The organism is Photorhabdus africana (assembly GCF_035181445.1).
Taxonomy (GTDB): Bacteria; Pseudomonadota; Gammaproteobacteria; order Enterobacterales; family Enterobacteriaceae; genus Photorhabdus; species Photorhabdus laumondii.
In genome coordinates, this window is record NZ_JAXBVE010000030.1 from 1 (window position 1) to 22,961 (window position 22,961).

Genomic DNA, 22,961 nt, shown 5'->3' on the forward strand with positions numbered 1-22,961 from the left:
CGTCCGCCGCTCGTCAGCAAAAGCGCAAGCGCTTTCCTGTTACCGCCCGACTTGCATGTGTTAGGCCTGCCGCCAGCGTTCAATCTGAGCCATGATCAAACTCTTCAATTTTAAGTTTGATGCTCAAAGAATTCTGACTAATTATTTCGTAATGAATTAACTGTTGTTCACTCTTCAAGACTTTAAAACGTATTTTTTTGTGATACGGTCTTGTGAGTGCCCACACAGATTGTCTGATTAATTGTTAAAGAGCAGGCTGACATAAAAAATAATATTCTCGTTCAGCCGGGCTGCGTATACTACGCTGTTCACCCGCAGAGTCAAGCACTGATTATCGCTTTCTCTGCCCGACCTCACAATGTTTATCAGCGTTGTGTCGGTCAGTGGTGGCGCATTATAGGGCGTTCTTTGGCGCTGGCAAGCATTTATTTGAAAAAAATTTTTATTCGCGGATTTTTTCAACAAAATGTTGATATAAAGAACAAAAAGCCTATTTTTTGATGCTTTTAATTGCTTTAGGTAAGTCTGCAAGACTATTTATTATCAAATTAGCTGCTTGTTCAGCTTCAGTGTTAACGGGTTTACCTGTACGAACTAATACTTTAGTGCCAATTTTTGCCAGCGTCGCGGCTTGCATATCTTCGAGTTTGTCACCAATCATAAAAGAAGCCGTCATATCGATACCAAGCTCCCTCTGCGCATCCAACAACATACCCGGCTGCGGTTTACGGCAGTCACAACTCTTCTTATATTGCTCTTTAGTTGCATCTGGGTGATGAGGGCAATAATAGATGCCATCCAAATCTACACCACGGTCTGCTAGCGACCAATCCATCCATTCCGTCAGTTGCAAAAACTGCTCTTCATCGAAAATTCCACGGGCAATACCTGACTGGTTTGTGACTAATACCAGTGCATACCCCATCTTTTTCAATTCAATCATGGCTTCAATGACACCATCGATAAATTGAAAATCATCTATTTCATGTACATAACCATGATCGATATTTATTGTTCCGTCACGATCTAAAAATACGGCTGGAATACCTTGTGTCACCCGATTGCTCCAAGAATGTAAGAAGTCTCCAGTATCGCACGATTTAACCATGAATGAGAATGCAGCAATTAATTTATTCACTGTTGACTCAGACGTCTAGACACCTTAACATCCGATTTAACGGGTGGTTTGCTTTCTCAAAAATGTTCAAGCTATCAATTTTCAAAATTTTTATAAAAATAAATAAGAATAAAAATGATAAAACTGTCTCATATCAATAAAATATTCCAGCAGGGTGCCCGTTCTATTAACGCGCTTTCAGATATCAGCCTGCATGTTCCGCAAGGGCAAATTTACGGTGTTATTGGCTCATCCGGCGCAGGTAAAAGTACACTAATTCGCTGTGTAAATATGCTTGAGCGTCCAACTTCCGGGCAAGTATTGGTTAATGGTCAGGATTTAACTATCTTGTCTGATAGTGATTTAACTCGTGCACGTCGTCGTATCGGCATGATTTTCCAGCACTTCAATTTGCTGTCTTCAAGAACGGTGTTTGGCAACATAGCTCTACCTTTAGAATTGGATAACATTCCAAAGGCCGAAATCAAAAAACGGGTAGACGAGTTATTGGAGCTTGTTGGTCTTGCAGATAAGCATGATGCCTATCCAGCAAATCTCTCTGGCGGACAGAAGCAACGTGTTGCTATTGCCCGTGCTCTAGCTAATTCACCTAAAGTACTTTTATGTGATGAAGCAACCAGCGCTCTAGATCCTGCAACAACTCGTTCTATTCTAGAATTATTGAAAGATATTAATCGCCGTTTGGGACTAACTATTCTGTTAATTACACATGAAATGGATGTCGTCAAACGTATTTGTGACCAAGTAGCCATTATCAGTGGCGGACAACTGATTGAACAAGACATTGTTAGTGAAGTGTTCTCTCATCCCAAGACACCTATCGCTCAGGCATTTATTCAGTCAACTTTACATCTGGATATCCCTGAAGATTATGTACAAAAAATGCAAAGCCACCCAGCACCAAATCTTAGTCCATTATTGAAATTAGAGTTCACCGGTCAGTCTGTAGATGCCCCACTGATTTCAATGGCGGTACGCCGTTTTGATATTGATATGAATATATTAAGTTCTCAAATCGACTATGCTGGTGGCGTAAAATTTGGTGTGATGTTAGCTGAATTACACGGTGAAAATGGTGGCGTTGAGTCAACGATTAAGTTTTTACAAGATCATCATGTGAAAGTAGAGGTTCTCGGTTATGTCTGAAGGAATGATTTTATTACTGATTAAAGGCGTCTGGGAAACTCTAGTAATGACTTTTGTTTCTGGTTTCTCTGGCTTCATTATCGGGCTGCCGATAGGTGTATTGTTATATGTCACCCGCCCCGGTCAAATTATGGAAAATAGTAAACTCTATCGTTTTCTTTCAGCGGTAGTTAATATTTTCCGTTCTATCCCATTTATTATTTTACTAGTGTGGATGATTCCTTTTACCAGACTAATTGTGGGGACATCGATCGGTTTACAAGCTGCCATTGTCCCATTAACCATAGGTGCTGCACCATTTATTGCTCGTATGGTGGAAAATGCTTTATTAGAAATTCCATCGGGACTCATTGAAGCTGCTAGAGCAATGGGAGCAACCCCATTCCAGATTATAAAGAAAATTCTGTTACCTGAAGCATTACCTGGTTTGCTTAATGCAGCCACAATTACTCTCATAACTTTAGTCGGTTATTCTGCAATGGGAGGTGCTGTAGGTGCAGGCGGATTAGGCCAGATTGGCTACCAATACGGATATATCGGCTATAATGCAACAGTAATGAACACCGTATTAGTGTTACTGGTTATTTTAGTTTATTTAATTCAATTAAGTGGTGACCATTTAGTCAAGGCCACAACACGTAAATAATAAGATTACTTTAATAACAGTACCTGTGCCGGTGCTAATAAATCAGTATTCCATAGGGGTAAAATATGTCTGTTAAATTAAAAACCATCGCAACTATCAGTGCTCTTTTAGGTTCATTAATTCTGTCTGGTTGCGGGCAGGAAAAACAAGATCCAAACCATATTAAAGTAGGCGTCATCGTTGGTGCAGAGCAGGAAGTGGCTGAAATTGCAAAAAAAGTTGCTAAAGATAAATATGGTCTTGATGTAGAACTGGTAACCTTTAATGATTTTGTATTGCCAAACGAAGCACTGAGCAAAGGCGATATTGATCTGAATGCATACCAGCACAAACCTTATATGGATCAGCAAATCAAAGATCGTGGTTATAAAATGGTCATAGTTGGCAACTCTTTTGTTTATCCAATTGCAGGTTATTCCAAAAAAATTAAATCCCTGGATGAATTGCAGGATGGTTCCCAAATTGCGTTACCAAACGATCCAACGAACTTAGGCCGTTCTTTATTACTGTTGCAGAAACAAGGTTTAATTAAATTGAAAGATGGCATAGGCTTATTACCAACGGTTCTAGACGTTGTTGAAAATCCTAAGAATTTAAAACTAATCGAATTGGAAGCACCACAATTACCACGTTCACTGGATGATCAAAAAATTGCTCTCGCCATCATTAATACAACCTATGCAAGCCAGATTGGTCTGACGCCAGCAAAAGATGGTTTATTTGTTGAAGATAAAGATTCTCCATATGTAAACCTACTGGTTAGTCGAGAAGATAATAAAGATGCTGAAAACGTTAAGAAATTCGTTAAGGCATATCAATCAGACGAAGTTGATGAAGCTGCCAATAAGATCTTTAATGGTGGTGCAGTGAAAGGTTGGTAATCTTTCATATTACGTTCATCGATATTAGAATAATCAGGCGGACAGATTGTCCGCCTGATTTATTATGGCATCATGTTTTCGGTATTTTTTGTTAACCTGATCGACTCGCTTAACTCTAACAGTAAAAATTCGAGGATCTATCATGCGTAGGCTACTTGCCTCTTTATTAGCACTGTCCATAACAGGATGTTCAGTACAACAAGCAACATTTCCTGACGCTTCCCAGTTATCAGATATGAAGTACACAAAACTATCAACCGGAGAAAAAAAACATTTCTCTTCATCCGTAAAGTTATATACCAAAAGTGAAGAATTATTAGGTGTCTCATTTAAAGATTTAGGGATTGTTTCTGGTCAATCGTGTCGTAGTTCCTTACAGGATCCACCAGCGAATATCATCGTGGCTCGCAACCAGATGATGACCAAAGCAGCTTATTTGAATGCTAACGCTGTTTTATTGCATCAATGCGAAATATTATCAGGCCAAGGATGCTACCAGATAGCAATATGTGAAGGTTCAGCCTTGCTTATCACCCAATGACCGATTTCCATTTCACGCAGATAGGGGTTATCCACTCCCCTTATAAAGAAAAATTTGCCGTTCCCCGCCAACCCGGTCTTATTGAAGATGGTGGTGGGAAACTGGTACTTCTTCCTCCCTATAATCAACCAGATGCAGTTCGTGGTCTGGAACAATTTAGTCATCTGTGGGTTATTTTCATCTTCCATCAAACAATAGAAGGCGGCTGGAAGCCAATGGTGCGTCCTCCTCGTTTAGGTGGCAATGCAAAAATGGGCGTATTCGCAACCCGTTCGACTTTTCGGCCTAATCCAATTGGCATGTCTCTGATTGAACTTAAAGGAATCGAATACAGGAAAGGTCGAGTTATTCTGGAACTGGGTAGCCTGGATTTAGTTGATGGTACGCCGGTTATCGATATTAAGCCTTATCTACCGTTCGCTGAATGTCAGCCACATGCAGTGGCGGGTTTTGCACAGCAAGCCCCTCCTACCGATATGGAAGTAATATTTTCGCCTGCCGCTGAGCAACAACTAATCTCAATTCAAAATATTTATCCGAATTTACGCCGTTTTATCAGTCAAGTTTTAGCCCAGGACCCTCGTCCTGCTTACCGGAGAGGAGAACAGGAAAATCGGGAATATGCAGCTCATTTACTGGATTTTAATGTGCGCTGGAAAATCTGTAACACATTGACCGAAGTGGTCTCCATAGATCCCCATTAAAAATCAGCATATACCCTTTTGGCATCTTAAACTCACTGGTAGACTAAAGGCTTATTTTCGTTTTTTATTGGCTGGCAAATTTCTGCCAGTCAGAAGCAATTTGCTGCTCTAATGGAACCTAACAATGCGTACTAGCCAATATCTGCTCTCTACATTAAAAGAGACTCCTGCCGATGCGGAAGTTGTCAGCCATAAGCTGATGCTGCGTGCGGGCATGATCCGTAAACTCGCTTCAGGTCTGTATAATTGGATGCCTACAGGTATCCGTGTACTCAAAAAAGTCGAAAAAATTGTCCGAGAAGAGATGAACAATACCGGAGCGATTGAAATATCGATGCCCGTCGTACAACCGGCAGATCTATGGCAAGAAAGCGGCCGCTGGGAACAATATGGTCCAGAGTTACTGCGTTTTGTTGACCGAGGTGATCGTCCTTTTGTACTAGGTCCAACTCATGAAGAGGTCATCACTGATCTGATCCGCAATGAAGTCAGCTCATATAAGCAGTTACCACTGACTCTATTCCAGATCCAGACTAAATTTCGCGATGAAGTTCGCCCTCGTTTTGGTGTAATGCGCTCCCGTGAATTCCTAATGAAAGATGCTTACTCTTTCCATGCTACCCAGGCATCATTACAAGAAACTTATGACAACATGTACGAAGCCTACAGCAAAATTTTTACCCGTATAGGTTTGGATTTTCGTGCTGTTCTGGCTGATACCGGTTCCATCGGTGGTAGTGCTTCTCATGAATTTCAGGTTCTGGCAGCTAGTGGAGAAGATGATATCGTCTTCTCCACTGAATCCAATTACGCAGCCAATATTGAATTAGCCGAAGCTGTTGCCCCCACTCATGATCGCGCAGTACCAACAGAAGAGATGCATCTGGTAGATACTCCAAACGCAAAAACAATTGCTGAACTGGTTGAACAATTCAATTTGCCAATTGAGAAAACAGTTAAAACTCTGATGGTTCACGCAGCAGAAGGAGCAAGTCATAAATTGATCGCCTTACTGGTTCGCGGCGACCATGAACTTAATGAAATCAAAGCAGAGAAATTATCTTTAGTTGCCAGCCCACTGACTTTTGCTACCGAAGAAGAGATTCGTTCAATTGTTGGTGCAGGCCCAGGTTCATTGGGACCTGTCAATCTGCCAATACCCGTTATTATTGACCGCAGTGTGGCAGTGATGAGTGACTTTGGCGCAGGTGCCAATATCGATGACAAACACTATTTCGGTATCAACTGGGAACGTGATCTACCTGTACCAGAGGTTGCTGATATTCGTAATGTTGTTGAAGGTGATGCCAGCCCGGATGGTAAAGGGACATTGCTCATCAAACGTGGTATTGAAGTGGGCCATATCTTCCAGCTTGGCACCAAATATTCTGATGCCATGAAAGCGACTGTTCAAGGCGAAGACGGCCACAATCAGATAGTCACTATGGGCTGTTATGGTATTGGCGTCACTCGTATTGTCGCCGCAGCGATTGAGCAAAATCACGATGACCGCGGTATCATCTGGCCTGATGCAATTGCACCATTCCAAGTTGCTATTTTGCCAATGAATATGCACAAGTCATACCGTGTTAAAGAAGTTGCAGAGAAACTGTATGCCGATCTACGCGCTAGCGGTATTGATGTTATTTTTGATGATCGCAAGGAACGCCCAGGCGTGATGTTTGCCGATATGGAGCTTATCGGTGTACCACACACTGTCGTTATTGGTGACCGTAATCTTGATAATGGCGAAGTAGAATATAAACATCGTCGCGGTGATGAAAAACAGATGCTGAAACTAGACGATGTTGTTGATTACCTGAAGCAACAACTTGGTTGTTAATTAGGTTTTTCCAGTAACTTATTGAATAGTATGGTGATAATGGTCATATCGCAACAGAGCATTTTACGCTGCTTAGCCCATTATCACCATTCATACTGAAGCTAGAATTATTTCTTCATATTACAAGATTTCGATTTATCGAAATGGATTTTACCCGTCTGAATCAGGGCAGGATCAAATTGCCCATCTTCCATTGAAGGACGGACGCTGTAATAACCTTCAACTTCAACATAAACCGGCGTTCCACCTTCCACACCGACTTGGTGATAGCCTTGCTCCAAATCCAGACTTTCCGTTACAGCATACCGCTTACCTGTACTACAATCTGTAAACAAAGCAGCATCAGCCATATAACTGTATTCACCCGACAGTTTCTTCGGTTTTACCCGTTGCAGTTCATCATTGAATGATGATTCAATTTTATTGCCTTCAATATCCAGCATTACCAGGTTTTCACCTTTCGACAGATAATAAGATTTCTGGTCGTCTGATTTTGTCAGGCGAATTTTCTCTCCATCTTTCGCCCATAGACCGGATTCAAAAAACGACTGGTCACCATCACGAGCGCCAAGATAAGTTTGTTCCAGAATATAAGTACCGTCATTATCCAATAACAGTGTGGTATCAATACCAGAACAATCAGCGCAAGGAAGAGTACCATGAAAAGTCTGATCTACTGGCTGTGAACTCATTTGCTGTACTGAGTTACCTTTACATCCCATCAAAGCAGATACGCCCACAGCAACTAACACTGTCAAAAGTTTTTTATTCACATTTATCTCCACACAGTATAATGAGCTCTATAATTCTCATCTTATAAGTAACACAAGGAACATCGCGATTATTCAAGCTTAATAGCGTAAATACTGTCCTTCTTAAGGATGTTACTCAATAATAGCAAAATAACGTGGGCCGATTTTAATACTTCTGTCAGGAAATTGCTGTGAAATAAGACTTTTATTTACTTACTGTTCAGAATGAATAACCAAAGTTATTCATTAATCACGATTGATTTCCTGTGCTATAGTCATTAATAGTGCTTTTGAGTTACAATTTTTAACAACCACGGGCGGCAATAACCGCCACTAACCATAGTGGTGAGCAAATATGTCTATAAATACTGAATATCAACCAATTAACTGTGACGACTACGACAATCTTGAGTCAACTTGCCAACATCAGCTCCACCTCCACATAAAGTTGCGGGGTGGAGACGTTATTGAAGGAAAAGCCTGTGATTTGGTTTTAAGAAAAAAAGTTGAATATTTGATAATTGAAACAGAAGGTAAACCCCATGAATTGCGGTTAGATCATATTGCTAGTTTCAGTCACCCTAAGATTGGTACTATTATTATTGAACCCTCTGAATCTTGATAGAAAACAGCCGCCTTTGGCGGCTTAACTTTTTATTTTAACAGCGTTTTATGCCAGTTCATTGTTAACATCTTTCTTCCTGCTGCCGCTTCACCTTCCTTGGTGACAAAAACACCTAACGCCGCTATCAATTGTTCGTTGTAATAAAGCAATGGAATTCGCTCTCTAAGCCACGGAGCAACCCCAAGCTCTTGCCACAATTTTTTACTATGCCGGGAGTGTTGACGCCCCACAATACTTATCATTCCCTGGACACCAAAGCGGATAGTCACTCGTTCATTATCAGCCGGGGCCCTTACTTGAATACCGCAATCAGCAATATTCAATTCTCCTAAGTGATCCGGTAATACCAAAGTATTGCAAATATCCCACTCAAGAATAGCCTCTCTCAAAGATTGCCACTGAGGAACCAACCAGAGTTTTTGCTTATAACGGCGTACATCATATTTACCAAATTGCAGACGAGGCTCAGCATCAGTACGAGCAAGAGCTACCTCATACCAAAGCCGGTTAAGCTGCTCTCGTGAAGGCATTTTCATTTCATGGTAACCAAACCAACGGCGTAACAAAGCATTTCGTTTGGCTTCTGAACATACAGCCAAAGACGAAATACCCAAAGCACCATCTTGAGTTATCAGCTCTTCCAGAGACTCATTCAGTAATTCATCTAGAAGCTGCTCTTGTTCACCACATAAACTTGCACTACGAGCAGCAGATTGAGGGAAATGCGGCCAACGTTGATTCAGTAACGGCATGATATGTAAGCGCAAAAAATTTCTGTCATAACGATCATCTTGATTACTGTCGTCTTCAATCCAATTCAGACGATGTTTACTGGCATACATTTCCAATTCATTCCGGCTATAGTCAAGTAACGGACGTAACAATAATGTATCAGCAAATACAGCGATTGAAGGCATAGAAGCAAGACCCGCCGGACCACTACCTCGCTTTAATGCCAGTAAAAAAGTCTCCGCCTGATCATCAAGATGTTGAGCTGTTACCAAAACTTCATCTTTTTGTAATTCGCGCTTGAATACCTGATATCGAGCATCGCGAGCCGCAGCCTCAATCCCCTTTTGACGAGCATCTATCGAGACTCTTGCAAAATGAAACGCCACTTGCCAGTCATCACAAATTTGCTGGCAATGTTCAACCCATTGATCTGCTTTTCGGTTTAAGCCGTGGTGAACATGCATTGCTCTTAGTTGAATTTCCTGATTATGTTGATTACGCCAATTAACTAGCAAATGAAGCAAAACAGAGGAATCTAGCCCACCACTGAATCCAACCAAGATTTTCTTATATTCACTAAGCTGTTTAGCCAAAGTGACAAATAGTCGCTCATTAATGTTTGTCATTACAGATTCAAGCGTTCTCTAATGTGCAATAATATGAATTTGTTATCGCCTATTTTATTCAGTTTAAGATCACTGCCCGTTAATAACGCTTTCCGTCACTTTCATTAAAAATACAAAATAAATGAAGCAGAAACAGTAGGGGATGGAAGTAGCTGAAATTTATCAGTTACAATCATTTCCATCCCTCCATTCAAACAATGAACTCAGATATCAGCAATAACCATATTGCATCAAGCGCTGATATCGGCGATTGACTAACTCTTCAGATGTCAAATGATCAAGCTCTGCCAAGTCAATCAACAACTGAGCTTTCAACGACGTGGATATTGTTTCATAGTCACGATGAGCGCCACCTAATGGCTCTGAGATCAGAGTATCGATCAATTCCAACTCTTTCAAACGAGGGGCGGTAATCCCCATCGCTTCTGCCGCCAAAGGTGCTTTTTCCGCGCTTTTCCACAAAATTGAGGCACAACCTTCAGGGGAGATAACAGAATAAGTACTATATTGCAGCATATTCACTTTATCACCAACACCAATCGCCAATGCACCACCAGAGCCACCTTCACCAATCACAGTACAGATAACAGGCACAGACAGGCGGGACATTTCACGCAAGTTGCGAGCTATCGCCTCAGATTGACCACGCTCTTCTGCACCAACCCCAGGATATGCGCCTGGAGTATCAATGAAAGTAATAATTGGCAGTTTAAAACGCTCTGCCATTTCCATCAGACGCAAAGCTTTACGATAACCTTCTGGCGCTGGCATACCGAAATTACGGCGAATTTTTTCTTTGGTTTCACGGCCTTTTTGGTGACCAATCACCATCACTGGACGTCCATCAATACGAGCCAAACCACCCACAATTGCTTTGTCATCAGCATAAGCACGATCACCAGCAAGCTCTTCAAAATCAGTAAAAATATGTTGAATATAGTCCAACGTATAAGGACGACGTGGGTGACGAGCAAGCTGAGCAATCTGCCAGGCACCTAAATCTGAAAAGATTTTGCGAGTCAATTCCAGACTTTTTTCCCGCAAACGTTGTACTTCTTCATCCAGATTTATATCTAATTTTTCACCTTGACGGCTAACTGCGGTTAGCGAATCAATTTTCGCTTCCAGCTCGGCAATCGGCTGTTCAAATTCAAGAAAATTCAGACTCATAACATTCCTAATTTTAGTCAAATTCTAATTCTACCTGCTCATTACCCAGCAGAGTTCGCAAATCTGTCAGAAGGTTATCCGTTGGCGTTACCCTCCACGTCGCGCCAAATCTTAAACGGGCGCGGGCGTCTTCCCTCTGGTAATAAAGATGAACCGGTATCGTTCCCGAACGATGTGGTTCCAATGCACTACGAAGACGGCTCAACAATTGATCATCAATTTGCCTGTCTGACAGCGAGATAGCAAGCCCACGCGCATATTTTTCACGCGCTTCACTAATATCCATTAATTCACGGGCTGTCATTTTAAGACCGCCATTGAAATCATCAAAACTGACCTGACCTGTAGCGATTAATATCCGGTCTTGTTCTAGCAAATGCCGATATTTCTCCAAGGCATCGGAAAATAACATAACTTCTAGACGTCCTGAACGATCATCTAAAGTACAAATACCAATCCGGTTACCTCGTTTGGTTATAATCACTTTGGATGCTAGCACCAAACCTATCACAGTCGTTACTTGACCGCGCGGGGTTGGATTCACATCTTTTAACCGCAATCCATTAGTATAGCGCTCAATTTCTTTTAAATAACGGGTGATAGGATGCCCAGTTAAATAGAGACCTAGCGTTTCCCGTTCACCATCAAGAACAATCTGTTCCGGCCATTGAGAAATATTGGCATAAGAACGTTCCACTTCTTCTGGCGCTTCAGCTAATACACCAAACATATCAGTCTGACCAGTAGCTTCTGCTTTGGCATGTTGATCTGCCGCTTTTAGCGCATCTTCCAACGAGGACATCAGTGCTGCACGGTGCGGCCCTAAACGGTCAAATGCCCCTGACATGATCAGTTTTTCCATCACTCGGCGATTTAACTTCTTGGTGTCAACGCGGGCACATAAATCAAACAGTTCTCTAAAATAACCCTCTTTCTGACGAGCTTCGATGATCGCTTCAATCGGCCCTTCACCTACCCCTTTAATTGCGCCGATTCCATATACGATCTCCCCGTCATCATTAACGTGGAAATGATACAAGCCACTATTAATATCAGGTGGTAAGATTTTCAGCCCCATGCGCCAGCATTCATCAATCAACCCAACGACTTTTTCTGTATTATCCATATCAGCAGTCATTACCGCAGCCATGAATTCAGCCGGGTAATGCGCTTTCAACCATAAAGTCTGATAAGAAACCAAGGCATACGCAGCAGAGTGAGATTTGTTAAATCCATAACCGGCAAACTTCTCTACCAGGTCAAAGATTTTCATTGCCAGTTCGCCATTAACACCCAGTTTCTTTGCACCTTCTTCAAAGACAGAACGCTGCTTAGCCATCTCCTCCGGCTTTTTCTTACCCATCGCCCGTCGGAGCATATCTGCACCACCGAGAGTATATCCCGCCAGCACCTGAGCAATCTGCATCACTTGTTCTTGATAAAGGATGATGCCGTAAGTTGGCTCCAACACAGGCTGTAAAGATTCGTGCTGCCACTGTATATCTGGGTATGAGAGCTCTTCCCGGCCATGTTTGCGGTCAATGAAGTTATCCACCATGCCTGATTGCAAGGGACCTGGACGGAATAAAGCGACAAGCGCGATCATATCTTCGAAGCAATCGGGACGCAGACGTTTAATCAGATCCTTCATACCACGGGATTCAAGCTGAAATACCGCTGTTGTTTCAGCACGTTGCAACATATCAAAGCTTTTAACATCGTTTAGCGGAATCGCTGCAATATCAATCGGCTCTAGACCTTTCTTCGCTCTACGCGCGTTGATCATCTCCAATGCCCAGTTGATAATGGTCAGTGTCCTCAGTCCGAGGAAGTCAAATTTCACCAACCCTGCATATTCCACATCGTTTTTATCAAACTGAGTAACCGGGTTCAAACCTTCCGGGTCACAATAGAGAGGCGAAAAATCGGTGATCTTAGTTGGAGCGATAACCACCCCACCCGCGTGTTTCCCTGCATTACGAGTGACACCTTCCAATTTACGCGCCATATCTATCAGTGCTTTAACTTCCTCATCCGCTTCATAGATTTCAGGAAGTTGTGGCTCCGCGGCAAATGCTTTTTCCAACGTCATACCGGGATCAAGCGGTATCAATTTGGAAATCCTATCAACAAATCCGTATGGATGTCCTAGCACACGGCCAACATCCCGAATTACCGCTTTCGCTGCCATTGTACCGAATGTAATGATCTGAGATACGGCATTACGACCATACATATCAGCCACATGATCAATCACTAGATCGCGTTTTTCCATACAAAAATCGACGTCAAAATCGGGCATGGAAACACGTTCAGGGTTAAGGAATCGTTCAAAGAGCAGATCAAATTCCAAAGGATCGAGATCGGTTATTTTTAAGGCATAAGCCACCAGAGAACCTGCTCCCGAACCACGTCCAGGACCAACAGGAACACCGTTGTCTTTCGACCACTGAATGAATTCCATCACAATCAGGAAGTAGCCCGGGAATCCCATCTGGTTGATAACCCGAAGTTCAATATCGAGTCTCTCATCATATTCAGGACGTTTTTCTGCGCGTACTTTAGGATCCGGATAGAGAAATGCTAAACGTTCTTCCAACCCTTGTTTAGATCTATCTATCAGATAATCTTCGGTACTCATTTCTCCCGTGGGGAATTGCGGCAGGAAATATTCACCAAGGCGAATAGTGACATTACAGCGCTTAGCAATTTCTACACTGTTTTCCAGCGCTTCAGGAATATCAGCGAATAGCTCACACATTTCCTGTTCACTACGCAAATATTGCTGAGGACTGTAATTTTTCGGACGTTTAGGGTCAGCCAAGGTATAGCCATCATGAATCGCTACGCGAATCTCATGAGCATCGAAATCTTCGCTATCAATGAAACAAACGTCATTAGTTGCAACAACAGGCAGGCTTTTTTCCGTTGCCAATGCAACCGCCGCATGAAGATAACTTTCTTCATCTGCACGGCCAGTACGGATCAGCTCCAAATAATAACAGCCGGGAAAATGTTCCTGATAAAATTCAAGGCATTGGTCCACCATAACCTGATTACCACGTAGCAGGAATTTACCCACATCCCCCATACGACCACCGGAGAGCAGAATTAGTCCTTCTTTATGGTTTATCAGCCATTCCTGTTTAATTGTCGGACCAATCGCACCATATCCCTTCTGATAAGCCTCTGATATCAGCAATGTCAAGTTATGATAACCCGTATTATTGCGCGCAAGAATGGTCAGGCTAGCGTGCTCATCACCAAGCAGTTCACTTTCTACATAAAAATCAGCACCAATAATCGGTTTTATTCCTGCTCCATGAGCACTGCCGTAAAATCTCACCAGCCCACACAAATTAGTAAAATCAGTGATCGCAAAAGTCGGCATACCTAATTGCGCAACCTTTTTCACTAAAGGGCTGGTTTTGGCTAAGCCATCAATCATTGAATAGTCGCTGTGAACACGTAAGTGCACAAAACGGGGTTCGGCCATATATTTATCCAGATGATATTAATTTGAAGAATTGCTGTATTCAGTCAACAAGTTTATTTAAAGCCAATTGCTCTCTTAACCGGCGCAAAACTTTTACGATGATGTTCTGTCGCTCCCAACTGAACCAACTTTTCTAAATGAAATGCCGTCGGGTAGCCTTTATGCTTCGCAAATCCATATTCAGGAAACAGTTGATCAAGTTCAGCCATTTCCCGATCTCTGGTAACTTTCGCCACAATAGAAGCGGCACTGATTTCAGCAACCAGTCCATCACCTTTTATCACCGCTTGTGCCGGCATAGGTAATTTAGGGCAACGGTTACCATCAATCAGCACATATTCAGGAGAAATAGGCAAATTAGCCACAGCCCTTTGCATCGCAAGCATAGTTGCATGCAGGATATTCAATTGATCAATTTCTGCCGGTTCTGCACGCCCCAAGCTCCAGCACAATGCTTTTTCTGTGATCTCCAGATAAAGTGCTTCGCGGCGTTTTTCACTAAGTTTTTTAGAATCAGTCAAACCAACTATCGGCTGTAATGGATCTAAAATAACAGCCGCAGTCACAACCGCACCCACTAATGGACCTCGACCAACTTCATCAACTCCAGCAATCAGACTTGCCTGAGGATATATAAATTCCATCATTTTCCTGCCAATTCCAACACGGCTTGTGCTGCCTGTTCGTCAGCATTACAACGAATGCTTTCATGCAAATGTAAAAATGTCTGTTTCAATGCTTCAACTTTTTCACTGCCTTGTAGTAACGGCAACAACTCATCTGCAAGTTTTTGCGGTTGACATTTTTCCTGCAATAATTCTTTAACTAACTCTTCACCGGATAATAAGTTAGGCAATGAAACATAAGGCGTTTTTACCAAGCGTTTTGCCAACCAGAAAGTCAATGGCTTCATCCGATAACCAACTACCATTGGACATTTTGCCAGCATACATTCCAGAGCAGCAGTACCAGAGGCCAAAAGTGCGGCATCACTTGCGATCATGATTTCTCTCGCTTTGCCATCCACAAGATGAACATTCAGCTCTGGCGCAACTTCTTGCTTAATGCGCTCAAATTGTTCACGCCGTTTAGCATTCACCAACGGCACAAATACATGCAGTTCAGGTATGTTTCGCTTCAATAACTGAGCAGTTTTAAGAAAATCCGCACTCAGCATCTCAACCTCAGAATGGCGACTCCCCGGTAATAAAGCCAAGCAAACAGACTCTGGCAGAATACCTAATAGTTCACGTGCCGCCGCTTTATTGGGTTGCAATGGCATAGCATCCGCCATGGTATGTCCAATAAACCGGCACGGAACATTAAACTTATCGTAAAACGCTTTTTCAAAAGGTAAGAAAGCCAGAACCATATCTGTGGCTTTACCAATTTTGAAAACGCGTTTCTGGCGCCAAGCCCATACCGACGGACTAACATAATGAATGGTGCGGATGCCTCGCTGTTTTAACCGACCTTCCAAGGTAATATTGAAATCCGGTGCATCGATGCCCACAAACACATCAGGTTTCAGCTCCGTGAAACGGGTTGTCAGATCCTTACGTATTTTCAGTAAACGAGGCAAACGTTCGAGAACTTCGACAACCCCCATTACTGCTAGCTCTTCCATCTCATACCAGACTTCACAACCTTCAGCCTGCATAAGAGGGCCTGCCACACCAACAAAACGGGCATTAGGTACTTTAGCTTTTAATGCACGAATTAAACCTGCACCAAGGATATCACCGGAGGTCTCTCCGGTGATTAATCCAATAGTCAACGGACGCAGACTATCAATAGAAGAAATGGTAGCCAAAGGGGTATCCTTCATCTACTTAACGGACAATGCCACGGGTAGAATTTGCCAGAAAATCGCTGAAGATTTTTACATGCTGATTATTTTCAGCCAGCTCAGCAATTTCTTGTTGTGCTTCTTCTAACGTTTTTCCGTTACGATACAAAATCTTGTACGCATTTCTAATTGCATTCAATGAATCTTTATCAAAACCACGGCGTTTCAGGCCTTCAACATTAGTGCCAAAAGGTGTTGCATGATTCCCCTGAGCAATAACGTATGGCGGAATATCCTGTACCACACCGGAACACCCGCCCACCATAGCATGAGAGCCAATCTGACAAAACTGATGAATCGCACTCATACCACCAATGATAACATAATCACCCAGGATAACATGCCCCCCCAAAGTACCATTATTAGCAATGACACAACGATCACCGACAATACAGTCATGAGCAATATGGGCATTAATCATCAACAAATTATCATTACCGATTTTTGTTACACCGCCACCCTGCACAGTGCCTCGATGAATGGTGACACTTTCTCGAATACGATTACGATCACCAATTTCAACTCGGGTTGGTTCACCGTGATATTTCAAGTCCTGATTCATTTCGCCAATAGAAGCAAATTGAAAAATCTGGTTATCACGGCCGATTTTGGTTATTCCATTGACAACAACATGAGACTTCAGCTCTGTACCTTCGCCAATTTCAACCTGAGAGCCAATACAGCAAAACGGCCCAATACGAACATTGGCACCAATAACCGCACCATCTTCTACAATAGTGCTAGGATGTATATAAGCGGTTTCATCAATCATGGACTAAACCTCACGACGGCGAGCACACATCATTTCTGCTTCGCAAGCTATTTCTCCATCGACTTTCGCTACGCCTCTACAGCGCGCAACCCCTCGACGCTCCTTAATAAATTCTACTTCTAATATCATTTGATCCCCAGGCACTACCGGGCGTTTAAAGCGAGCACCATCGATAGCGGCAAAATAATAGAGCTCATTTGGCTCTAGCTTGCCCACACTCCTAAATGCCAGAATTCCGGTGGCCTGTGCCATAGCTTCAAGGATCAGAACGCCTGGGAAAATAGGTTTGCCAGGAAAATGCCCCTGAAAGAAGGGTTCGTTAAAAGATACGTTTTTTACTGCACGTAAGAATTTACCTTCCTCAAAATCAAGCACGCGATCCACTAATAAAAACGGATAACGATGTGGAAGTAGATCTAAAATTTCTTCAATGTGCAGAGTATGATTATCACTCATCTAAATACTCTTCCTGTCAAAAGGACTAATTGTATTAACGACACGGCCCGCTTAAACCCCAAATCCAGAGTTCCCAGGCAGGCCGCAAAAATAAGACACAACCAAAAATATAGTGCAATTAAATATAGTACAATTAAATATAGTGCAATTACTCGTTTTCGTCTTCCAGCTTACTCTCCATTGACTTAAGACGTTTATTCATTTCATTGATATTCATGACTAAAGCTGCCGTCTTACGCCAAACTTTATTTGGTTGTGCCGGAATTCCAGAAGAGTATACACCAGGTTCAGTGATAGGACGCATCACCATACTCATCCCCGTGACTGTTACCTTATCACAGATTTCCATATGTCCATTAATTACACTGGCGCCACCAATCATACAGTAACAACCAATTTTCAGACTACCGGCCATGATCACACCGCCAGCAACCGCCGTATTGTCACCAATGATAACATTATGAGCAATCTGACACTGGTTATCGATAATGACGCCATGACCAATAATGGTATTATCCAAAGCTCCTCGATCGATAGTTGTACAGGCACCAATCTCAACTCGGTCACCAATAATGACTGAACCTAATTGAGGGATTTTAACCCACTTGCCACGATCATTCGCATAGCCAAAACCATCAGACCCGATCACTGCTCCTGACTGAATCAAACACTGTTCACCCATTTCAACATTATGATAAACAGAGACGTTAGCCCAAAGACGACTTCCCGCGCCAATACGCGTATTTTTACCAATAAAGCAGCCTGCACCGATAACAACATTGTCGCCAAGAACAACGCCAGATTCGATAACCGCATTGGCTCCGATAGCAACGTTTTTACCCAAAATTGCCTGAGGTGAAATCACCGCAGAAGGGTGAATATCTTGTGCGGGAACTGGTGTTGTATCCATAATCTGAGCCATATAGGCATATGCCAGATAAGGATTGGCGACAACCAACGCTGGAATATTGCAATAAGGAAGATCTGACGCCTGGAGAACAACGGCGGCAGCCTGACATTCACTTAAACGTTCACGGTAACGACTGTCAGACAAAAAAGTGATCTGTTCGCTATTGGCCGAATGCATTGGTGCAATACTGGTGATAACAATATCGCCATCACCATGTAATTGTGCATTCAACCGCTGAGCTAAATCAGCCAATCGAATTGAAAACATCTATTATTTAACCTGTTTCAATACACTTACAGTAATATTTTTGCCAGATACTGAATAAGCAACAGCATTCGCATCAATAACAACATCATAGCCTTCTTTGCCAGCAACGACTTTGATTGCGTCCTGAATACGACTTAGAATTTTGTTGCGTTCTTCCATCTCGCGACGACGATGATCTTGTTCAAAAGCTTGGGCTTTTTTGGCAAATTCTTCACGCTTAGCCATCACCTCTTTTTCCAGATTAGTACGCTCACTGGATTTCATAGTGGAGCCATCACGCTGTAATTTTTGGATCTTGGACTGCAAGTCAGTTTCCATCCGTTGCAATTCAGATGCGCGGTTTTTAAACTCATTTTCTAACTGCTTCACAACAGCTTCGCGGGCTGGCAGCTGCTGGAAAATCTCACCAACATTTACAACGGCAATTTTGTCTGCTGCCTGAGCACCAACAGAGAAAGCTAATGCAATACCAAAGCTTGCTGCACACAACAATTTTTTCACTATAAACTCCTTAAACCACGCTATCTGTAACCTATTGGAAAACTTAGTTAATGCTCTGAAACCTACGATTTCAGAGATTGCTCTATCAATAATAAGATAAAAACACATTATCACCAGGTTTTGCCAATATTAAATTGGAATTGCTCCGATCTATCACCTTCGTAGTCTTTGATCGGCTTAGCATAAGAGAACACCAGCGGACCTAAAGGAGACATCCATTGCAATGCAATACCCGCCGAAACACGGATATTACCTGGTTTACCGTAATCAGGTATACCTCTGCTCTTCATCGCAGCAGAATCATTCCAATTGGTATCCCAAACCGTACCTGAATCAATAAAGAATGAAGTTCGGACAGAATTCAAATACTTACTATCAAGGAATGGCGTCGGCGTAATCAACTCAAGGCTGGCTACCGCCATTGCGTTCCCCCCCACGGCATCACGAGATGGGCTATCTTTCTTAGGGTCATCTTTTCCATTCATATAAATCGCTTTAGGACCGATATTGTTAGAACGGAAACCACGAACCGTACTGGAGCCACCTGCATAAAAGTTTTCATAGAATGGTAACTCTTTACCACCTAATCCATCACCATAACCTAAACGACTGCGCCCCAAAATCACCCAAGTACGATCGTCATTAATCGGATAATACGCAGAGGTATCAAAAGTCACTTTATAGAATTCGTTATCCGAACCAGGAATAGTCACTTTACCATTCAGAGTCGATTTCACACCGGATGTTGGGAAGAAGCCACGGTCAAGGTTGTTATATGTCCATCCCATACTTAAAGCAAAATCATCTGCTTTGAACTCAGCTTTACTTTTATAATCTGGTTTCTCTCCCATGGAATTCAGATAACGCCACATTGCAGCCTGCGGAAGCATATCAGACAGCGAATTATGAACATAATTTAATCCAAAACGCAGAGAGTTATTTTCATTAATCGGAAAACCGAGGAAACCATCTATACCGTAGCTTTGGTTAGTATAGCCGGATAATTCAGCATCATCAGCCCTGAAATCGTTGTAGAATACCCGACCACCAAGACTCACACCATTAACCGTGAAGTACGGATCAGTGAAGGAAAGCTCTGCATAGGTTGAATAATCGTTCTTACTAGCATTAACCCCCACAGAATTACCTGTACCTAGCCAGTTATCTTGCTGAGCACCAATCTGGAAACTCACGCCACTTTCTGTACCAAAACCAACACCAAAGTTCAAAGAGCCGGTATTACGTTCTTTAACTTTATAAACAACATCTACCTGATCAGGGCTGCCTGGTACACGCTGAGTTTCAACATCTACCGTTTCGAAATAACCCAAACGGTTAAGGCGCTCTTTACCCAGTTCAATCAGATCACTTCCTAACCATGATCTTTCCATCTGACGCATTTCACGACGCAGAACGGAATCTTTAGTCGTGTCATTACCAGAGAAACGAATTTTACGAACATAGAAACGGTTACCTGCATCAATATTGACATGCAGTTTTACTGTCTTGTCTTGATCATTGATTTCAGGTTGCGTCATCACTCGTGGGTAAGCATAACCATAGCGACCAAGCAAATTCTTGATGTCATTCTCCATTTTAGTCACCTGAGTCCCGTTATACAGGGATCCAGGCTCAATGGCAGCCAGTTTAGTAATTTCAGACTGATAACCCGCCATATTACCGTTCAGGTCAATACCTGATATTTTGTATTGATCACCTTCAGTTATATTTATCGTGACATAAATACCTTTTTTATCTGGCGTCAAACTGACCTGAGTCGAATCAATGTTAAAACGGGCATAACCGCGATCAAGGTAAAAACTGCGCAATGCTTCAAGGTCACCAGTCAATTTTTGTTTCTGATATTTCTGATCGGCGGTCAGATTCCACCACGGCACATCATCTCTAAGTTGGAAACGATTCAATAACTCATCAGAAGAAAATGATTTATTACCAACAATGTTAATTTGCTGGATTTTTGCCGAAACACCTTCAGCGAAAACCAATTTTAAATCGACACGGTTACGTGGAAGTGGCGTAACAACCGCTTTTACACTGGCGTTGTATTTACCCACACTGTAATAGAAATCCTCCAATCCTCTTTCGATATTGGACAACATCGTGCGGTCAAGGGCTTCTCCGATCCGAACATGAGATGCCTCAAGATTTTGTTTCAACATGTCATCTTTCACCGATTTATTGCCGGAGAAAGTGATGCTAGCAATAGTCGGCCGTTCTTTTACCTGAACAATAAGTGTATTGCCATCACGCAGGACACGAACGTCTTCAAAGTTACCAGTAGCAAATAGTGCATGAATGGTTCGACCAATATCTTCATCGCTGACCGTATCACCTACGCGAACTGGCATATTCAGTAATGCTGCACCTACGGCGACGCGTTGAAGACCCTCAAAATGAATGTCCTGAACTACGAATCCGTCTGCACCGTATGCAGTGGCGCTGCCAAACAGCAGCGACGCTATGAGTAACTTTTTCATCGCCATCGTTGTAATGCGTCTTCCTAACTAGTCTTCCGCTTTAAAAACGGGAGAAATCATTGAAAAGTGCAAGCCCCATCAATAACACCAGTACTATGGTACCAATGCGATAGCTGAAGTCTTGTACACGCTCGGAAACTGGCCCACCTTTTATCTTTTCGATAAACAAGAAGAGCAAGTGTCCACCATCTAACACGGGTAATGGGATCAAATTAATAACCCCAAGATTGACACTTATTAGCGCCAAAAACATCAAATAATACACCAAGCCGGAATCTGCCGACACCCCCGCCCCTTTAGCGATAGAGATCGGCCCACTCAGGTTGTTAATTTTCACATCACCAACGATCAGCTTACCAATCATACTGACAGTTAATCGCATCAGTTGCCAAGTCTTATCTCCTGCCTGATACATTGCAGAGAAAGGCCCATATTGCTGAACGATTCTATATTCATCGGCTAATGGCACAACTCGCAGTTCCACACCGGCAAAACCAACTTTCCTGCCACCAGATTGTTGTCTTGCTTCCGGCGTCATAGAGCGAGAAATAATATGACCATCCCGATCCACGGAAAGTTCCAGCGGGACATTCGGATTATTGCTGACAAAGGATGTAAAAGTATGCCAAGCATCTATTTCCTGGTCACCGACTTTAACTATCCTATCCCCCTTTTGCAAACCCGCTTTTTCTGCTGCGGAGCCAGGGATAACTTTTTCCACCAGAGAATCCAAACGAGGACCGACAGGCATAATCCCTAGTGACAACACAGGATCCTGCTTATCCGGATCAAAGCTCCATTGCTGCAAATCCAGAATTTTCTCCACCGGATGTGATGAGCCTGGAGAAATAACCTGAACGGTCATGTTATCGTCACCTATCTTGCCTACCAGAGCAAAACGAACTGCATTCCAATCAGGCGTTTCGATACCATCTATGAATTTTAGTTCCATTCCTGATGAAATATTTGCTTGCGCAGCGATAGAGTCTGGTTTGATATCCGCAACAACAGGACGTATTGCCGGCACACCAATAATAAACACCAACCAATAAACCACCGCCGCCAATAAAAAGTTAGCAATTGGCCCGGCACTGACCACCGCAGCACGCTGACCAAGTGTTTTATTATTGAATGCCATATGACAATGTTCAGGAGAAACAGGTGAAACACGCTCATCAAGCATTTTCACATATCCCCCCAGTGGAATAAGGGCTATAACATATTCAGTTCCTTGACGATCTGTACGCCGCCATAGAGCTTTACCAAAACCAATGGAGAAACGTTCAACGTGAATACCACACTTTCTGGCCACCCAAAAATGACCAAACTCATGCACAGTGATCAATATCCCTAGCGCAATAATAAAAGCCGCCAAATTCCAGAGAATTCCCATCATATTCTTCAAACG

Annotated in this window: 20 protein-coding genes and 1 rRNA gene; 7 read left to right on the forward strand and 14 right to left on the reverse strand. The window is 42.6% G+C overall.

The genetic code is table 11. From position 1 onward, the window contains the following. Positions 1-111: ribosomal RNA gene (locus tag SLS51_RS16245) — 16S ribosomal RNA — on the reverse strand; the annotation flags it as partial. Between the two features lie 379 nt (positions 112-490). After that, complete coding sequence (gene gmhB / locus SLS51_RS16250; protein ID WP_323839707.1) at positions 491-1,057, reverse strand: D-glycero-beta-D-manno-heptose 1,7-bisphosphate 7-phosphatase; 567 nt, start codon at positions 1,055-1,057, stop codon at positions 491-493. A gap of 195 nt (positions 1,058-1,252) precedes the next feature. On the opposite strand from gmhB, the gene metN reads away from it, so the two are divergent. The 6 genes from metN (at position 1,253) to proS (ending at position 6,899) form a co-directional block, all read left to right on the forward strand. Next, a complete protein-coding gene (gene metN / locus SLS51_RS16255) occupies positions 1,253-2,284 on the forward strand; it encodes a methionine ABC transporter ATP-binding protein MetN (RefSeq protein WP_323839708.1) in 1,032 nt (343 codons plus the stop codon). After that, positions 2,277-2,930, forward strand: coding sequence for a methionine ABC transporter permease MetI (locus SLS51_RS16260; protein WP_323839709.1), 654 nt, complete (start codon positions 2,277-2,279; stop codon positions 2,928-2,930). Before metN ends, SLS51_RS16260 begins: the two co-directional genes overlap by 8 nt. 65 nt (positions 2,931-2,995) lie before the next feature. Then, on the forward strand, positions 2,996-3,811 hold the full coding sequence (locus SLS51_RS16265; protein WP_323839710.1) for a MetQ/NlpA family lipoprotein: 816 nt from the start codon (positions 2,996-2,998) through the stop codon (positions 3,809-3,811). A gap of 142 nt (positions 3,812-3,953) precedes the next feature. Beyond that, the gene (rcsF, locus tag SLS51_RS16270; RefSeq protein ID WP_011145070.1) at positions 3,954-4,352 is read left to right on the forward strand and encodes an envelope stress sensor lipoprotein RcsF; all 399 of its coding nucleotides are present in this window, start codon (positions 3,954-3,956) and stop codon (positions 4,350-4,352) included. Then, on the forward strand, positions 4,349-5,056 hold the full coding sequence (tsaA, locus tag SLS51_RS16275) for a tRNA (N6-threonylcarbamoyladenosine(37)-N6)-methyltransferase TrmO (RefSeq protein ID WP_323839711.1): 708 nt from the start codon (positions 4,349-4,351) through the stop codon (positions 5,054-5,056). Before rcsF ends, tsaA begins: the two co-directional genes overlap by 4 nt. A gap of 124 nt (positions 5,057-5,180) precedes the next feature. Continuing rightward, positions 5,181-6,899, forward strand: a complete 1,719-nt coding sequence (gene proS, locus SLS51_RS16280; protein ID WP_323839712.1) for a proline--tRNA ligase — start codon at positions 5,181-5,183, stop codon at positions 6,897-6,899. Positions 6,900-7,006: 107 nt separating this feature from the next. On the opposite strand, the gene nlpE is transcribed toward proS, so the two are convergent. Next, a complete protein-coding gene (nlpE, locus tag SLS51_RS16285) occupies positions 7,007-7,672 on the reverse strand; it encodes an envelope stress response activation lipoprotein NlpE (protein ID WP_323839713.1) in 666 nt (221 codons plus the stop codon). Positions 7,673-8,006: 334 nt separating this feature from the next. Here nlpE and rof point away from each other — a divergent pair, with 334 nt between their 5' ends. Continuing rightward, complete coding sequence (gene rof, locus SLS51_RS16290; protein WP_323839714.1) at positions 8,007-8,273, forward strand: Rho-binding antiterminator; 267 nt, start codon at positions 8,007-8,009, stop codon at positions 8,271-8,273. 32 nt (positions 8,274-8,305) lie between these two features. Here rof and tilS read toward each other — a convergent pair whose 3' ends face one another. The 11 genes from tilS to rseP form a co-directional block, all read right to left on the reverse strand. Next, positions 8,306-9,634, reverse strand: coding sequence for a tRNA lysidine(34) synthetase TilS (tilS, locus tag SLS51_RS16295; protein WP_323839715.1), 1,329 nt, complete (start codon positions 9,632-9,634; stop codon positions 8,306-8,308). A gap of 210 nt (positions 9,635-9,844) precedes the next feature. Further along, positions 9,845-10,804 carry an acetyl-CoA carboxylase carboxyl transferase subunit alpha gene (gene accA / locus SLS51_RS16300; RefSeq protein WP_323839716.1) on the reverse strand — a complete coding sequence of 320 codons (960 nt, stop codon included), beginning with the start codon at positions 10,802-10,804 and terminating at the stop codon, positions 9,845-9,847. Between the two features lie 13 nt (positions 10,805-10,817). Further along, the gene (dnaE, locus tag SLS51_RS16305) at positions 10,818-14,300 is read right to left on the reverse strand and encodes a DNA polymerase III subunit alpha (RefSeq protein WP_323839717.1); all 3,483 of its coding nucleotides are present in this window, start codon (positions 14,298-14,300) and stop codon (positions 10,818-10,820) included. Between the two features lie 53 nt (positions 14,301-14,353). After that, positions 14,354-14,947, reverse strand: coding sequence for a ribonuclease HII (gene rnhB / locus SLS51_RS16310; protein WP_323839718.1), 594 nt, complete (start codon positions 14,945-14,947; stop codon positions 14,354-14,356). After that, positions 14,944-16,128: a lipid-A-disaccharide synthase gene (lpxB, locus tag SLS51_RS16315; RefSeq protein ID WP_323839719.1), complete on the reverse strand. Its 1,185-nt coding sequence runs from the start codon at positions 16,126-16,128 to the stop codon at positions 14,944-14,946. Before lpxB ends, rnhB begins: the two co-directional genes overlap by 4 nt. A gap of 4 nt (positions 16,129-16,132) precedes the next feature. Next, the gene (lpxA, locus tag SLS51_RS16320; RefSeq protein ID WP_323839720.1) at positions 16,133-16,921 is read right to left on the reverse strand and encodes an acyl-ACP--UDP-N-acetylglucosamine O-acyltransferase; all 789 of its coding nucleotides are present in this window, start codon (positions 16,919-16,921) and stop codon (positions 16,133-16,135) included. A 3-nt stretch (positions 16,922-16,924) separates the two neighbouring features. After that, a complete protein-coding gene (gene fabZ, locus SLS51_RS16325; protein WP_011145059.1) occupies positions 16,925-17,377 on the reverse strand; it encodes a 3-hydroxyacyl-ACP dehydratase FabZ in 453 nt (150 codons plus the stop codon). Between the two features lie 148 nt (positions 17,378-17,525). Then, positions 17,526-18,554, reverse strand: coding sequence for a UDP-3-O-(3-hydroxymyristoyl)glucosamine N-acyltransferase (lpxD, locus tag SLS51_RS16330; protein WP_323839721.1), 1,029 nt, complete (start codon positions 18,552-18,554; stop codon positions 17,526-17,528). Positions 18,555-18,557: 3 nt separating this feature from the next. Further along, entirely contained in the window at positions 18,558-19,055 is a 498-nt protein-coding gene (skp, locus tag SLS51_RS16335; protein ID WP_323839722.1) for a molecular chaperone Skp, read from the reverse strand. A gap of 110 nt (positions 19,056-19,165) precedes the next feature. Next, positions 19,166-21,559: an outer membrane protein assembly factor BamA gene (gene bamA, locus SLS51_RS16340; RefSeq protein WP_323839723.1), complete on the reverse strand. Its 2,394-nt coding sequence runs from the start codon at positions 21,557-21,559 to the stop codon at positions 19,166-19,168. Between the two features lie 34 nt (positions 21,560-21,593). Continuing rightward, positions 21,594-22,949, reverse strand: coding sequence for a sigma E protease regulator RseP (rseP, locus tag SLS51_RS16345; RefSeq protein ID WP_323839724.1), 1,356 nt, complete (start codon positions 22,947-22,949; stop codon positions 21,594-21,596). Between the last annotated feature and the right edge of the window lie 12 nt (positions 22,950-22,961).